At 72.3% G+C, this 14,015-nt stretch carries 15 protein-coding genes and 1 pseudogene; 4 read left to right on the forward strand and 12 right to left on the reverse strand.

What is annotated here, in order from left to right; genetic code table 11:
- Positions 1-32: 32 nt before the first annotated feature.
- A pseudogene (locus tag BUE44_RS39760) lies at positions 33-424 on the reverse strand (alpha/beta fold hydrolase); the annotation flags it as partial.
- Positions 425-561: 137 nt separating this feature from the next.
- Between BUE44_RS39760 and BUE44_RS11900 the strand changes: the two are divergent.
- On the forward strand, positions 562-957 hold the full coding sequence (locus tag BUE44_RS11900; protein WP_073497062.1) for a cupin domain-containing protein: 396 nt from the start codon (positions 562-564) through the stop codon (positions 955-957).
- A gap of 5 nt (positions 958-962) precedes the next feature.
- Here the strand turns inward: BUE44_RS11900 and BUE44_RS11905 are convergent, their stop codons facing one another.
- The 9 genes from BUE44_RS11905 to BUE44_RS11945 form a co-directional block, all read right to left on the reverse strand.
- Positions 963-2,768, reverse strand: a complete 1,806-nt coding sequence (locus BUE44_RS11905) for a DUF2264 domain-containing protein (protein ID WP_073497064.1) — start codon at positions 2,766-2,768, stop codon at positions 963-965.
- Between the two features lie 205 nt (positions 2,769-2,973).
- Positions 2,974-3,312: a metal-sulfur cluster assembly factor gene (locus BUE44_RS11910; RefSeq protein WP_073497066.1), complete on the reverse strand. Its 339-nt coding sequence runs from the start codon at positions 3,310-3,312 to the stop codon at positions 2,974-2,976.
- Positions 3,309-3,773, reverse strand: coding sequence for a Fe-S cluster assembly sulfur transfer protein SufU (gene sufU, locus BUE44_RS11915; RefSeq protein ID WP_073497068.1), 465 nt, complete (start codon positions 3,771-3,773; stop codon positions 3,309-3,311). Before sufU ends, BUE44_RS11910 begins: the two co-directional genes overlap by 4 nt.
- A gap of 16 nt (positions 3,774-3,789) precedes the next feature.
- Positions 3,790-5,040, reverse strand: a complete 1,251-nt coding sequence (locus BUE44_RS11920) for a cysteine desulfurase (RefSeq protein WP_107415688.1) — start codon at positions 5,038-5,040, stop codon at positions 3,790-3,792.
- Positions 5,041-5,054: 14 nt separating this feature from the next.
- Positions 5,055-5,819 carry a Fe-S cluster assembly ATPase SufC gene (gene sufC / locus BUE44_RS11925; RefSeq protein WP_073497072.1) on the reverse strand — a complete coding sequence of 255 codons (765 nt, stop codon included), beginning with the start codon at positions 5,817-5,819 and terminating at the stop codon, positions 5,055-5,057.
- Between the two features lie 7 nt (positions 5,820-5,826).
- Entirely contained in the window at positions 5,827-6,156 is a 330-nt protein-coding gene (locus tag BUE44_RS11930; RefSeq protein WP_073497074.1) for a non-heme iron oxygenase ferredoxin subunit, read from the reverse strand.
- Entirely contained in the window at positions 6,153-7,322 is a 1,170-nt protein-coding gene (sufD, locus tag BUE44_RS11935) for a Fe-S cluster assembly protein SufD (RefSeq protein WP_073497076.1), read from the reverse strand. Before sufD ends, BUE44_RS11930 begins: the two co-directional genes overlap by 4 nt.
- Before the next feature lie 70 nt (positions 7,323-7,392).
- Complete coding sequence (sufB, locus tag BUE44_RS11940) at positions 7,393-8,814, reverse strand: Fe-S cluster assembly protein SufB (protein WP_073497078.1); 1,422 nt, start codon at positions 8,812-8,814, stop codon at positions 7,393-7,395.
- A complete protein-coding gene (locus BUE44_RS11945; RefSeq protein ID WP_235002071.1) occupies positions 8,811-9,611 on the reverse strand; it encodes a helix-turn-helix transcriptional regulator in 801 nt (266 codons plus the stop codon). The genes sufB and BUE44_RS11945 overlap by 4 nt, the downstream gene beginning before the upstream one ends.
- A 134-nt stretch (positions 9,612-9,745) precedes the next feature.
- Between BUE44_RS11945 and BUE44_RS11950 the strand changes: the two genes are divergently transcribed.
- The 3 genes from BUE44_RS11950 to BUE44_RS11960 all read left to right on the forward strand — a co-directional run bounded on the left by BUE44_RS11950 (position 9,746) and on the right by BUE44_RS11960 (position 12,635).
- Positions 9,746-10,672: an ABC transporter ATP-binding protein gene (locus BUE44_RS11950; protein ID WP_073497083.1), complete on the forward strand. Its 927-nt coding sequence runs from the start codon at positions 9,746-9,748 to the stop codon at positions 10,670-10,672.
- On the forward strand, positions 10,669-11,472 hold the full coding sequence (locus BUE44_RS11955; protein ID WP_073497085.1) for an ABC transporter permease: 804 nt from the start codon (positions 10,669-10,671) through the stop codon (positions 11,470-11,472). Before BUE44_RS11950 ends, BUE44_RS11955 begins: the two co-directional genes overlap by 4 nt.
- A gap of 77 nt (positions 11,473-11,549) precedes the next feature.
- Positions 11,550-12,635: a COX15/CtaA family protein gene (locus tag BUE44_RS11960; RefSeq protein WP_073497087.1), complete on the forward strand. Its 1,086-nt coding sequence runs from the start codon at positions 11,550-11,552 to the stop codon at positions 12,633-12,635.
- On the opposite strand, the gene BUE44_RS11965 is transcribed toward BUE44_RS11960, so the two are convergent.
- A complete protein-coding gene (locus tag BUE44_RS11965) occupies positions 12,531-13,595 on the reverse strand; it encodes an amidohydrolase (RefSeq protein ID WP_073497089.1) in 1,065 nt (354 codons plus the stop codon). The two genes, BUE44_RS11960 and BUE44_RS11965, sit on opposite strands and share 105 nt — an antisense overlap.
- Positions 13,596-13,662: 67 nt before the next feature.
- A complete protein-coding gene (locus BUE44_RS11970) occupies positions 13,663-13,980 on the reverse strand; it encodes a hypothetical protein (RefSeq protein WP_073497525.1) in 318 nt (105 codons plus the stop codon).
- Between the last annotated feature and the right edge of the window lie 35 nt (positions 13,981-14,015).

The following is a 14,015-nucleotide window of genomic DNA, read 5'->3' on the forward strand; positions in this document are numbered from 1 at the left end:
GATTGTCCCGCATGATGCTGTGCCCGCAGTCGGGGACGGCGACGACGCGGACCCCGGTCGGCCAGGACCAGCCGCGCGACCAGGCGGGGGTGTCTGACCGCGAGGACGATCGCGACGGAGCCGCCCATGCTGTGGCCGATCACGTCGGCGCCGGTGACGCCCGCGGCGGCCAGGGCCGTCGCGAGGGCGTCGGCGTGCGACTCCAGGCGGTAGTCGAAGCCGGCGGGCCGGTCGCTGAGGCCGTGGCCGAGCAGGTCGATCAGCAGCGAGCGGCGGCCGGCCAGCAGGGGGTGGGCGGCCGCCTCGGTGAAGGCGGCCGGCGACGTGCCGCCGAGGCCGTGGACGTAGATGCGCGGCGGCTGCCCGCCCGGAGTTCGACCCAGCGGATCTCGTCGCCCTCGGGCGTGACCACGGCGCTGCGCACGGCCGGCTCCTTCGGGTGGTGGTGCGGACTCCGGCCGCGCGGAGGGTGAGGTCGTGGGGTCCGCAGCGCGGTGTGGGGATCGGTGCCGGCGGGCGGGATCGCTTTCGCCGGAGCGGCGTGGCGGGTGAGGATGGGGCATGAGCACTGAACCGACAGCCCTGGCCGCGGCTTTGGCGTCCTTCGACGACCTGTGGAGCCCTCGTATCGTCACCCGCGTCAACGACTACGACGTGCGCGTCGCGAAGGTCGCGGGCGAGCACGTGTGGCACGTCCACGACAACACCGACGAGTTCTTCCTGGTCCTGGAGGGCGAGTTGGAGATCGCGCTGCGCGAGCCGGCCGGTGAGCGCACGGTGCTGCTCCCCCGCGGCTCGGTCTTCACCGTGCCGCGCGGCACCGAGCACCGGCCGTCGTCGCCGTCGGGCGCGTCGATCCTGCTCCTCGAGCCGACCGGCACGCTGACGGTCGGGGACCGCCATGACGAGGTCCCCGACCACGTGGACGCCACGACCGGGCACGCGCTGGAGCCTTGAGCCGGTCAGTGGCGCGGGGCCGGCGGGGCGTCCTGCCAGGCGGCGGCGCCCGCCGGGCCCGCGCCCAGCACGGCGCAGCGCAACCAGTGCTCGCCCGGGGGGAGCCGGCCGACCAGCGTGGGCAGGACGGTGCGGCGGGCCAGGACGTTGGTGCCGGGCAGCGGCTCGACCACCCGGCCTTCGCGCGCGGGGGCGCCGTCGTCGGAGGGCAGGTCGGCGAGCCCGCTGAGGTCGCCGCCGGCGCTGACGGCCATCGCCCGCCCCGCGCCCTCCTCCCGGGCGGCCGTGCCGCCGTCGCGGTCGACGGCGAAGCCGCCCTCCGCGGTGTGCAGGGCGCGCCCGGTGCGGATGCGGTGGGTGCGCAGGTGCCAGGGCGCGGCGGCGGTCAGCCAGGTGGTGATCTCCACATCGGCCCACGGCCGCCAGGTGCTGCGGACGGTGCCGTCGTCCTCGACGCCGTCGCCCGTGGCGGCCGGGTCCTCGCAGGTCTCCCGTACCCGGAAGTGCACCGGCTCGTCGCCCTCGTCGTCGCTGAGGGCGAGCACCGAGTCGTAGGCCCCGTGCACCAGGCCCTGGTCGCCGGCGGGCAGGCTGAAGCCGAAGCGGGTGGAGTAGGCGAACTTCGCGTATTTGGCCGGGCCGCCGCGCGCCCAGGTGTTGTGCTGGCGCCCGCTGAGCAGGGTCACGTCGCCGCCGGAGCGCAGCAGGACGGCCCCTGCGGACGGTTGCACGAGGGTGTCGGGCAGGTCGGGGGGCGGCTGCTCGTCGGCGGTCCAGAAGCGGTGGGCGGCGGGCAGTGCGAGCGGCAGGAAGGCCTTCATCGCCCAGTACGGCGACGCCGGTCCGTTGTACTGCTCGGCGACGGCGGGCTGCGGGTAGCCGTAGCCGATGCTCAGCAGGCCGCCGGGCGAGGTCGCCGCGGAGCGCTCGCGCCACCAGCGCAGGTGCCGCATCAGCAGGCCCCTGACCTCGCCGGCGGGCAGCGCGTCGACGTCGGCGTAGCCGAGCGCGCCCCAGAAGGAGCCCTGGGCGAAGCGGTAGGTGAGGCTGCGCCCGTACGGCACAGCGGAGCCGTCGTCGGCGAACCAGTGCCGGTAGCCGAGGGCGAACTCGCCGGCCCGCCCGCGGAAGCGGGCGGCGCGCGCGGGGTCCTCGTCGCCGGCCAGGGCCGCGTAGATCAGGCCGTAGAAGTGCATGGCCCAGGGGATGTAGTAGTCGCGCTGCTCGGTGGGACCGTCGCCGTACCAGCCGTCGGCCAGCGCGTAGGTCTCCAGGCGGTCCAGGCGGGCGTGCCGGGCGTCGCGGTCGTGGGCGTAACCGACCCGGTCCAGGCCGAGGGAGACCATGACGGGGAAGAAGTTCCAGTTGTTGTCCGGCGTGCGGGCGGTCAGAAAGCGGGCCAGCCAGGCGCCCGCCCGGTCCTTCTGCGCGCCGCTGAGCGGGTCCCACAGCCGCTCGGGGGCCAGCGCCAGGGCGAAGCCGAGGGCGGCGGACTCCACGGTGCGCTGGTCGATCCCCTCGGGGGCGCCCCAGTATTCGGGGTGCCCGGGGTCGGTGCCCGCGGCCAGGCCGCGCGCCCAGAGGTCCCAGTGGGCGAAGTCGCCGCCGCCGGCGGCCAGCGGGGCCAGGCCCCACAGGGGCCGGGCGTAGCCCTCCAGGTCGGCGGCGGTGTCGTCGTGGTGCGCGATGTTGACGCCGAGCCGGATACGGGCGCCGCCGTCGCTGGCGTACGGCGGCAGCGCGTCGGCCAGTCCGGTCGCGTACGCCCGCATCTCGGCGCGTGCCGACCCGCCGTCCTTGCCGCCGCCCATGGTAACCGCCCCTGCCGATGTCGATGGTGCGACCACTCTCGCAACCCGGTCGGCCCACGTCAACGCCTTGCAGCACTCGATGTAACCGGTTTCTCACCCCACCCGCCCACGGGCCCCCAGGGGCGAGCCGCGGTGTACCGGGACGCACAGCGGCCGGCCGGGGCGCGATCGCCCCGGCCGGCCGGTGGTGCACTGCGAACGGGTCTCAGACGTTGAAACCCAGGGCGCGAAGCTGCTCGCGCCCGTCGTCGGTGATCTTGTCCGGGCCCCACGGCGGCATCCAGACCCAGTTGATCTTCAGGGCGCTGACGATGCCCTCCGTCGCCGTCTGGGCCTGCTCCTCGATCACGTCGGTGAGCGGGCAGGCGGCGGAGGTGAGGGTCATGTCGAGGGTGGCGACGTTGGTGTCGTCGACGTGGATGCCGTAGATCAGGCCCAGGTTGACGACGTCGATCCCCAGCTCGGGGTCGACCACGTCGTAGAGGGCCTCGCGGATCTCTTCCTCGGAGGCCGGCTTGAGAGCGACCTCGGTGCTGTCAGTCATGCGGTCTCCTCGGGTGTCGTGCCGGACAGGGCCTTCGCCGTGGCGTCCTTCCAGGCCATCCAGCTCAGCAGCGCGCATTTGACCCGCGCCGGGTACTTCGAGACGCCGGCGAACGCGACCGCGTCCTCCAGCACCTCCTCCATCGCCTCGTCGGGCTCGATCCGCCCGCGGGACTGCATCAGCTCCAGGAAGGTCTCCTGGATCTTCTGCGCCTCCGCGACGTCCTTGCCGACCAGGAGGTCGTTCAGCACCGAGGCGCTGGCCTGGCTGATCGAACAGCCCTGGCTCTCGTACGACACGTCGCCGATGACGCTGCCGTCCAGTCGCACCCGCAGGGTGATCTCGTCACCGCAGGTGGGGTTGACGTGGTGCACCTCGGCCTGGCCGTCACGCAGGCCCCGCCCGTGCGGGTGCTTGTAGTGGTCCAGGATCACGTCCTGGTACATCGAGTCCAGCTTCACAGCAGCACCGCCATCGTCACCCGAAGAAGTTCCTGACCTGTTCGAGACCCTCGGCCAGGGCGTCGACCTCGGCCGGGGTGGAGTACAGATAGAACGACGCCCTGGTGGTCGCGGGAATTCCGTACCGCAGGCAGACCGGCCGGGCGCAGTGGTGGCCGACCCGGACCGCGATGCCCTGCTCGTCGAGCACCTGGCCGACGTCGTGCGGGTGGATGTCGCCCAGCACGAAGGAGATCGCGGCGGCCCGGTCCTGCGCGGTCGTCGGGCCGATGATCCGCAGGTCGGGGACCTCGTGCAGCCGCTCAAGAGCGTATTCGGTCAGCGCGTGCTCGTGCGCGGCGATCTTGTCCATGCCGATCGCGGTCAGGTAGTCCACGGCCGCGCCGAGCCCGATGGCCTGGGCGATCGGCGGGGTGCCGGCCTCGAACTTGTGCGGCGCCGGGGCGTAGGTGGAGGAGTGCATCGAGACGGTCTCGATCATCTCGCCGCCGCCGAGGAAGGGCGGCAGGTCCTCCAGCAGCTCCTGGCGGCCCCACAGCACCCCGATGCCGGTCGGGCCGAGCATCTTGTGGCCGGTGAAGGCCACGAAGTCGGCGCCGAGCGCCTGCACGTCGAGCGCCATGTGCGGGGCGGCCTGCGAGGCGTCGATCAGCACCAGCGCGCCGACGTCCTGGGCGCGGCGCACGATGGCCTCGACCGGGTTGACGGTGCCCAGGATGTTGGAGACCAGCACGAAGGAGACGATCTTCGTCTTCTCGGTGATGACCTGCTCGATGTCGGACAGGTCCAGCCGGCCGTCGTCGGTCAGCCCGAACCACTTCAGCGTCGCGCCGGTGCGCTGGGAGAGCAGCTGCCACGGCACGATGTTGGAGTGGTGCTCCATCTCCGTGATGACGATCTCGGTCTCGCGGTCCACCCGGTAGGGCTCGTCGGCCCAGCCGAGCATGTTCGCCACCAGGTTCAGCGACTCCGAGGCGTTCTTGGTGAAGATCACCTCGTCACGGCTGGGCGCGTTGATGAAGGCGGCGACCTTGTCGCGGGCGCCCTCGTACAGCGCGGTGGCCTCCTCGGCGAGCACGTGCACACCGCGGTGCACGTTGGCGTTGGACCGCTCGTAGTAGGAGTTGAGCGTGTCGAGCACCTGGCGCGGCTTCTGCGAGGTCGCCGCGTTGTCGAGGTACACCAGCTTCCGGCCGTCGTGGACCAGCCGGTCCAGTGCGGGGAAGTCCTTGCGGATCGCCTCGGTGTCGAGGAGGCCGGGGAGCACCCGGCCGTCAGTGGTCACTCGGAAGCGCCGCCTTTCGTGTAGGACTCGTAGCCCTCTTCCTCCAGCTTGTCGGCCAGCTCCGCACCGCCGGACTCGGCGATGCGGCCGGCCGCGAAGACGTGGACGAAGTCGGGCTTGATGTACCGCAGGATGCGCGTGTAGTGGGTGATCAGCAGGGTGCCGACCTCGCCGCCCTCGCGGACCCGGTTGACGCCCTCGGAGACCACCCGCAGCGCGTCCACGTCCAGGCCGGAGTCGGTCTCGTCGAGGATCGCGATATGCGGCTTGAGCAGTTCGAGCTGCAGGATCTCGTGGCGCTTCTTCTCACCGCCGGAGAAGCCCTCGTTGACGTTGCGCTCGGCGAAGGCGGGGTCCATGTTGAGCCGCTCCATGGCCTCCCTGACCTCCTTCACCCAGGTGCGCAGCTTGGGGGCCTCGCCGCGGATGGCGGTGGCGGAGGTGCGCAGGAAGTTGGAGACGGAGACGCCGGGCACCTCGACCGGGTACTGCATGGCGAGGAAGAGGCCGGCCCTGGCCCGCTCGTCCACCGTCATCGCCAGCACGTCCTCACCGTCGAGGGTGACGGTGCCGCCGGTGACGGTGTACTTCGGGTGTCCGGCCAGCGAGTACGCGAGCGTGGACTTGCCCGAGCCGTTGGGGCCCATGATGGCGTGGGTCTCGCCCTGCTTCACGGTCAGGTCGACGCCTTTGAGGATCTCCTTGGTGGAGTTGTCGGCTTCGACGGTGACGTGCAGGTCGTTGATTTCAAGCGTTGCCATGGGTGACTCAGGACTCCTGGGTGACGGAGACGAGCACGTCGTCCCCAACGATCTTGACGGGGTATACGGGGACGGGCCGCGTGGCGGGCAGCCCGGACGGCTTGCCGGTGCGCAGGTCGAAGCTCGACCCGTGCAGCCAGCACTCGATCTGGCAGTCCTCGACCTCGCCCTCGGAGAGCGAGACGTTGGCGTGCGAGCAGATGTCGTTGATCGCGAAGACGTCGCCCGCGGTACGGACCACGGAGACCGGCACACCGTCGATCTCGACCCGCTGCGGGGTGTCCTCCGCGAGGTCGCCGAGCGCGCAGACGCGTACGTACGAGTCGGTGGCGGTCATCCGACGGACGCCTCCAGCTCGGCGTCGATCTTGGCCATCAGCCGCTCTTCGAGGTCGGCCAGGCCGATCTGCTGCACCAGCTCGCCGAAGAAGCCGCGGACCACCAGGCGGCGGGCGTCGTCACCGCGGATGCCGCGGGACTGCAGGTAGAACAGCTGCTCGTCGTCGAAGCGGCCGGTCGCCGAGGCATGTCCCGCGCCGACGATCTCGCCGGTCTCGATCTCCAGGTTCGGCACCGAGTCGACCCGGGCGCCGTCGGTGAGGACGAGGTTCCGGTTCAGCTCGTAGGTGTCGGTGCCCTCGGCCGCGGCCCTGATCAGCACGTCGCCGATCCACACCGCGTGAGCGTCCTGGCCCTGGAGCGCGCCCTTGTAGGCCACGTTGGACCGGCAGTGCGGGGTGTCGTGGTCGATGAAGAGCCGGTGCTCCTGGTGCTGGCCCTCGTCGGTGAAGTACAGCCCGTACAGCTCGGCCTCGCCGCCGGGGGCGCCGTAGACGACCCGCGGGTGCAGCCTGACCAGGTCGCCGCCGAAGGTGACGACCACCGACTTGAAGGTGGCGTCCCGGCCGACCAGCGCGGTGTGCTGGGCGACGTGCACGGCGGTGTCGTCCCAGTCCTGCACGCAGACCACGGTGAGCTTGGCGCCGTCGCCGATCAGGTACTCGACGTTGCCCGCCATGACGGTGTCACCGGTGTGGTCGATGACCACGACGGCCTCGGCGAAGGCTCCGACCTCGACGATCTGGTGGCCGTAGACGGTGCCGCCCTCGCCGTGCACGGCGATCCTGACCGGCTCGGTCAGGATCGACTCCTTGGGGATGCTGACGACCGAGGCCTTCTCGAACGAGCTGTACGCCTGGGCTGCGACCCGGTCGACCGGCTTGCCGGCCCTGCCGACCCGCGGATCGTCGCGGTCCACGGTCTGCACCGTGACGCCGTCGGGGGCGGTCACCTCGACGCGCAGGGCGCCGGTGGCCTCGGCGGTGCCGTCGTGCAGCCCGCGCAGCCGTTCCAGCGGAGTGAAGCGCCACTCCTCCTCACGGCCGTGCGGCACCGGGAAGTCGGCCACGTCGTAGGACGGGGCCGAGCTGACCCGGGCGTCGACGGGCTGTCCCACCGTGATGGCACCGTCCGTGGTGCTGCCCGCAGGAGTGTTGTCAGCCATGGCTTGTCGTACAGCTCTCTCTCGGAAGAACGTCGTCGGGGGTGTGAAGGGGCGTGCGGGGGGCCGTCGGCTAGCCGACGGCGCCTTCCATCTGCAGCTCGATCAGCCGGTTCAGCTCCAGGGCGTACTCCATCGGCAGCTCCTTGGCGATCGGCTCGACGAAGCCGCGCACGATCATCGCCATGGCCTCGAACTCGGTCATGCCGCGGCTCATCAGGTAGAAGAGCTGGTCGTCGGAGACCTTGGAGACGGTCGCCTCGTGGCCCATGGACACGTCGTCCTCGCGGACGTCCACGTAGGGGTAGGTGTCGGAGCGGGAGACGGTGTCGATCAGCAGCGCGTCGCACAGCACGTTCGACTTCGATCCGGCAGAGCCCTCGCCGATCTCGATCAGGCCGCGGTAGGAGGTGCGGCCGCCGCCGCGGGCCACCGACTTGGAGACGATGTTGGACGAGGTGTTCGGCGCCATGTGCACCATCTTGGCGCCGGCGTCCTGGTGCTGGCCCTCGCCGGCGAAGGCGATGGACAGCGTCTCGCCCTTGGCGTGCTCGCCCATCAGGTAGACCGCCGGGTACTTCATGGTGACCTTGGAGCCGATGTTGCCGTCGACCCACTCCATGGTGGCGCCCTCGTAGGCGACGGCGCGCTTGGTCACCAGGTTGTAGACGTTGTTCGACCAGTTCTGGATCGTCGTGTAGCGGCAGCGGCCGCCCTTCTTCACGATGATCTCGACGACCGCGGAGTGCAGGGAGTCGGACTTGTAGATCGGCGCGGTGCAGCCCTCGACGTAGTGGACGTACGCGTCCTCGTCGACGATGATCAGCGTCCGCTCGAACTGGCCCATGTTCTCGGTGTTGATACGGAAGTAGGCCTGCAGCGGGATGTCGACGTGCACGCCCTTCGGCACGTAGATGAACGACCCGCCGGACCACACCGCCGTGTTCAGCGACGCGAACTTGTTGTCGCCGGCCGGGATGACCGTGCCGTAGTACTCCTGGAACAGCTCGGGGTGCTCGCGCAGCGCGGTGTCGGTGTCCATGAAGATGACGCCCTGCTCCTCCAGGTCCTCGCGGATCTGGTGGTAGACGACCTCGGACTCGTACTGCGCGGCGACACCGGCGACCAGGCGCTGCTTCTCCGCCTCGGGGATGCCGAGCCGGTCGTAGGTGTTCTTGATGTCCTCGGGCAGGTCCTCCCAGGACTCCGCCTGCTTCTCGGTGGACCGCACGAAGTACTTGATGTTGTCGAAGTCGATGCCGGACAGGTCCGAGCCCCAGGTCGGCATGGGCTTCTTGCCGAACAGCCGCAGACCCTTGAGCCGGAGCTTGAGCATCCACTCGGGCTCGGACTTCTTCGCGGAGATGTCACGGACGACGGCCTCGGACAGGCCGCGCTGTGCGGCCGCGCCCGCGACGTCGGAGTCGGCCCAGCCGTACTCGTACGTGCCGATGCCTTCGAGCTCCGGGTGAGTGGTCTCCGTGGGAGCAGTCATGCGGGGTTCCTCCCGGACTTGCTGGCTGATGCCTGGTCGGTGGTCTGGGTCTGATCGGGGTGCGCCGGCCGGGCGTCGCCGTCCTGGCCGGTGGGGTGCGGGGCCTGCGGGACGAAGGTGGTGCACACGCCGTCGCCGTGCGCGATGGTGGCCAGCCGCTGCACGTGCGTTCCGAGCAGGCGGGAGAAGACCTCGGCCTCCGCCTCGCACAACTCGGGGAACTGCTCGGCCGTATGGGCGACCGGGCAGTGGTGCTGGCACAACTGCTCTCCCGCGGGCCCCGGGGCGCTGCGGGTCGTAGCAGCGTACCCGTCGGCGGACAGCGCACGGGCGAGTGCCCGGGTGCGGTCCTCGGGGGCCGCCGCGTCCACGATCGCACGGTAGCGCTCGGCCTGCGCAGCGACGCGGGCGCGGGCGAAGGCCGAGACGGCGGCCTGGCCGTCCTGGCCGCCGCCGGCGGACTCGGCGATCCAGCGCAGCGCGTCGGCGGCGAGTACGTCGTAGGCCTGGTCGAAGGCGTCCCGGCCGCAGTCGGTCAGCGCGAAGACCTTGGCGGGCCTGCCGCGGCCGCGCTGGCCGTAGACCCGCTGGTCGCGGGGCTCGACGACATTGTCCGCGACGAGCGCGTCCAGATGGCGGCGGACGGCGGCCTGGGTCAGGCCGAGCCGCTGCGCGAGGTCGGCGGCGGTGGAGGGTCCGTGGTCCAGGATGGACCGGGCGACCCGGTTGCGGGTGCGCCGCTCCCCGGTCGTCTGCTCCTCCGCCGCCCCCTGAGCGGCACCACCGACGTTTTTCACAACCCCATTGTTGCGTAATTCATCAGGCCCGGGCAAGCGGCTCCACTGCCGGGCACGGTGTGCTGCATCACTTAGGGTCACCTAATTCCGCCCTGCCGCCAAAACCGCCGCCGCGGCTCCCTAGACTCGTGCGCATGCGAAACGAGCCCGCGGTCGAGGTGACCGCTCTGGTCAAGCGGTACGGGACCAGGGCCGCGGTCGACGGCCTCGACCTCGCGGTGCCGCACGGCAGCGTCACCGCCGTGCTCGGCCCCAACGGCGCGGGCAAGACCACCACCGTCGAGGTCTGCGAGGGCTACCGGCGCCCCGATTCCGGCACCGTCCGGGTACTCGGGCTCGACCCGGTCACCCAGGGAGCGCGGCTGCGGCCCAGGATCGGCGTGATGCTCCAGGCCGGCGGGGTCTACCCGGGCGCGCACGCCGAGGAGATGCTGCGGCACACCGCCGCGCTGCACGCCCACCCCATCGACCCGGCGCTGCTGATCGAACGCCTGGGCCTGGAGTCCTGCGGCCGTACGGCCTACCGGCGGCTGTCCGGCGGCCAGCAGCAGCGGCTCGCGCTGGCGATGGCCGTGGTCGGCCGGCCCGAGCTGGTCTTCCTCGACGAGCCCACCGCCGGCCTCGACCCGCAGGCCAGGCACGCCACCTGGGACCTGGTCCGCGAGCTGCGGGCGGACGGCGCCACCGTGGTGCTGACCACCCACTTCATGGACGAGGCCGAGCAGCTCGCCGACCAGGTCGTGATCATCGACGGCGGCCGGTCCATAGCCCGCGGCACCCCCGAGGAGCTGTGCCGCGGCGGCGCCGAGGGCACCCTGCGCTTCTCCGGGCGGCCGGGCCTGGACCTGGCGTCGCTGCTCAAGGCGCTGCCCGCGGACAGCCTGGCCGCCGAGCTGAGCCCGGGCAGCTACCGCATCGAGGGCAAGGTCGATCCGCAGCTGCTGGCCACCGTCGCCTCCTGGTGCGCCCAGCACGGCGTCATGCCCGACCGGCTCGCGGTGGAGCGCCGCACCCTGGAGGACGTCTTCTTGGAACTGACCGGCAGGGAGCTGCGCCGATGACCGCCACCACGGGCACCACCACGGGGGCGGCCTACGCGGCCGGGTACTTCACCCCCTCGCCCGGCGCCGCCCGCACCTCCGCGATGATCCGCGCCCAGGCCGTCCTGGAGACGAGGATGCTGCTGCGCAACGGCGAGCAGCTGCTGCTGACGGTGATCATCCCCGCGCTGCTGCTGGTGGTCTTCAGCGGCGTCGACATCGTGGACACCGGCGCCGGCAGGTCGGTGGACTTCCTGGCCCCCGGCATCCTGGCGCTCGCGGTGCTGTCGACCGCCTTCACCGGGCAGGCCATCGCCACCGGCTTCGAGCGGCGCTACGGCGTGCTGAAGCGGCTGGGCGCCACGCCGCTGCCGCGCTGGGCGCTGCTGACCGCGAAGACCTGCTCGGTGCTGGTCACCGAGCTGCTCCAGGTGGCGCTGCTGACGGTGATCGCCTTCGCGCTCGGCTGGTCGCCGCACGGCAACCCGCTGGCGGTGCTGGTGCTGCTGCTGCTGGGCACCGCGGCCTTCTCCGGGCTCGGGCTGCTGATGGCGGGCACCCTGAAGGCCGAGGCGACGCTGGCGGCGGCGAATCTGGTCTTCCTGCTGCTGCTGGTCGGCGGCGGGGTGATCGTGCCGATGGACAAATTCCCCGGCCCCGTGCGGTCGGCGCTGGAACTGCTGCCGGTCTCCGCCCTGTCCGACGGCCTGCGGGACGTTCTCCAGCACGGCGCCGCGATGCCGTGGGGCGACCTGGGCATCCTCGCGGTGTGGGCGGCGGTCGGGCTGGCGGCGGCGGGCCGCTTCTTCCGCTGGGAGTAGCGCCCGGGAGGCCGGGTGGCCACGGAGGGCGGCCCCCTCGTGAAAACGCGCACAAGAGCGGCGCCTACCATGTTCCCGTGCCCAAGCTCCCCGAAATCGCGCGAAACCCGTTCGCCTGGATCGCCGCCCGGTACACCCCGGACCCGGTCACGGTCCGCCGGGCGACGCTCGCCGCCCTGGTGATGTCGGTGCTCATCGTGGTCACCGGCGGCGCGGTCCGGCTGACCGCCTCCGGTCTGGGCTGCCCCACCTGGCCGACGTGCAGCGGCGACAGCCTGCTCGGCACCCGCGAGATGGGCATCCACCATGTGATCGAGATCAGCAACCGCATGCTGACCTACGTCCTGTGCGCCGCGGTCGGCTGGGCGATCGTGGCGATCCGCGCGATGCGGCCCCGCCGCACCGGTCCCTACCGGCTGGCCTGGGCGCAGTTCTGGGTCGTGGTGGGCAACGCGGTGTGGGGCGGCCTGACCGTGCTCACCAAGCTCAACCCCTACGTGGTGTCGCTGCACTTCCTGCTCTCCGCGGCGCTCATCACCGTGGCGGTGCTGACCTGGCAGCGGGTCGCGGAGGGCGACGCCCCGCCGCGGCCCCTGGTGGGCAAGCCGGTGCGGCAGCTGGGGCAGCTGCTGGCGGCGGCCGCCGCGGTGCTGATCGTGGTGGGCACCCTGGTCACCGGGGCGGGCCCGCACCCGGGCGACTCCAGCGCCGCGCACAAAGTGCAGCGCATCGACGTCGACTGGCGGACGATCGCCCAGTTGCACGCCGACTTCGCCTGGGTGGTGGTCGGGCTGACCGCCGCGCTGTGGTTCGTGCTGCGCGCGGTCGACGCGCCGCCCGGTCCGCAGCGCAGGTCCGCCGAGCTGTTCGCGGTCCTGATGGGCCAGGGCGTCATCGGCTACGTCCAGTACTTCACCCACCTGCCAGCGGCCCTGGTGGACCTGCACATGTTCGGTGCCTGCCTGGTGTGGATCGCGACCCTGCGGGTGCTGCTGTCCTTCCGGGAGCGGCCGCAGGAGGAGCCGGGGGCCGCGTCGGCGGCTGAGCCTGGGGCGCTCTCAGCGGCCGCCGCCGGGGCGGTCGGCGTCGTCAGGCAGCCGGTAGACCCGGCGCGCGTTCCCCTCGCCGACCAGGGCGGCGACCCGCTGTCCGTCCGCCGCTGACCACTCCCCCGCCGCGACCCGCTCGCCGACCAGCCGGTCCAGCGCGGCCAGGAAGCCGCGCGACCCGGTGACGTACAGCTCGGGCAGCCCGACCGCGCCGCCGGCGTAGAGCACCTTGCCGAAGGGGGCGCGGGCCAGTACCGCGGCCGGGTCGGAGCCGATCCCCAGGTAGACGTGCGGCAGGTCAGCGGCCAGCCGGGCTGCGGCGCCCTCGTGCGCCGGCCCGGGCAGCAGCACCACGTCGGTGCCGAGGCCCTCGGTGGCCCGCAGGAAAGGCGCCACCGCGTCCGGCCCGGGGCCGTCCTGGCGGTGCCGCAGCACCAGCGGCAGGCCGGCCGCCACCGCGTGCCACAGCAGGTGGCGCAGCAGCACCGGGTCCGTGGGGCGCTCGCCGACCCGCCGGGTCGCCAGCCAGTACGCGGCCGCGTGCCGGACCTCGGCCGGCGCCGGCGCCCGGCCGCCGCCCAGCGGCTCGGCGGCGCAGGAGAAGCCGACGGCGCTGAAGGCGGCGCCGTGCACGGACTCCGCGAGATTGGCCAGAAACCCGTCCACCGTGCCCGACGTGTCGGCCACCTGCTGCACCAGCGGTTCGAGCCGCACGATCTCGTACGCCGCCGCGCGGCCCGCCGCGCCCAGCTCCTTGGGCGGGGTCAGGTCGCCCGGTTCGCCGGTGTCGACCAGGTACGCACCGATGCCGGTGCCGCGCAGCAGCAGCCGGGCCGCCTCATAGGCGCCCAGCTCCCTGCGGCGGGCCAGATAGCGGGCCGGGGTGCAGTGCGCCTCCAGGCCGAGCAGCGGCGGGCACCAGCGGCGTACCGCGAAGCCGACGGGGCTGTCGAACAGCGTGGTGCGGGGCGCCACCGCGCCGGGCAGCCGCGCCTCGAAGGCGCCGATCCCCAGGTCGCCGGGGAGCACCCCGTGGCAGTACGCGTCCACCAGGTGTCCCCGCGCCCCGGCCATCCGCCGCACCTCCCGCCGCCCTGCGTCCGTCACGACCCTGCCATGGTCCTAACGGTGCCCGGCGGCGTCAGGTGTTGGGCCTGCCGCCGATCTGGATTCCGGCCATGCGCCGCCACTCGTACGGCCCCGTGCGCACCCGGGCGGCCATCTCGCCCGCGAAGTCGTCCTGGAGCGTCACGTCCGCGCCGCGCGCCGCCTCCTGGGCCACGGCGTACGTCGGCGCGACGAGGTCGCCCCAGGACCCGTCCTGCCCGACCATCACGATGCGCGCTCCGCGCCGGCCCAGGTACTCGACGCCGGCGTCGGCCCCGCCGTGCTTGCTCGCGAACGCGTCGATACGCCGGACCAGCCGCCCGACCGCCCGTGCCTCACTCTTCTCACTCATGACCAGCACATTACCCGCCGGTAGGCTCTTCAGCC

The organism is Actinacidiphila paucisporea (assembly GCF_900142575.1).
In the GTDB taxonomy this organism is placed as follows: Bacteria; Actinomycetota; Actinomycetes; order Streptomycetales; family Streptomycetaceae; genus Actinacidiphila; species Actinacidiphila paucisporea.

Coding starts and splice junctions, on each gene's coding strand:
- BUE44_RS11900 (WP_073497062.1), top strand. CDS start 562: ATGAGCACTGAACCGACAGCCCTGGCCGCGGCTTTGGCGTCCTTCGAC.
- BUE44_RS11905 (WP_073497064.1), bottom strand. CDS start 2,768: ATGGGCGGCGGCAAGGACGGCGGGTCGGCACGCGCCGAGATGCGGGCG.
- BUE44_RS11910 (WP_073497066.1), bottom strand. CDS start 3,312: ATGACTGACAGCACCGAGGTCGCTCTCAAGCCGGCCTCCGAGGAAGAG.
- sufC (WP_073497072.1), bottom strand. CDS start 5,819: ATGGCAACGCTTGAAATCAACGACCTGCACGTCACCGTCGAAGCCGAC.
- BUE44_RS11930 (WP_073497074.1), bottom strand. CDS start 6,156: ATGACCGCCACCGACTCGTACGTACGCGTCTGCGCGCTCGGCGACCTC.
- sufD (WP_073497076.1), bottom strand. CDS start 7,322: ATGGCTGACAACACTCCTGCGGGCAGCACCACGGACGGTGCCATCACG.
- sufB (WP_073497078.1), bottom strand. CDS start 8,814: ATGACTGCTCCCACGGAGACCACTCACCCGGAGCTCGAAGGCATCGGC.
- BUE44_RS11950 (WP_073497083.1), top strand. CDS start 9,746: ATGCGAAACGAGCCCGCGGTCGAGGTGACCGCTCTGGTCAAGCGGTAC.
- BUE44_RS11955 (WP_073497085.1), top strand. CDS start 10,669: ATGACCGCCACCACGGGCACCACCACGGGGGCGGCCTACGCGGCCGGG.
- BUE44_RS11965 (WP_073497089.1), bottom strand. CDS start 13,595: ATGGCCGGGGCGCGGGGACACCTGGTGGACGCGTACTGCCACGGGGTG.
- BUE44_RS11970 (WP_073497525.1), bottom strand. CDS start 13,980: ATGAGTGAGAAGAGTGAGGCACGGGCGGTCGGGCGGCTGGTCCGGCGT.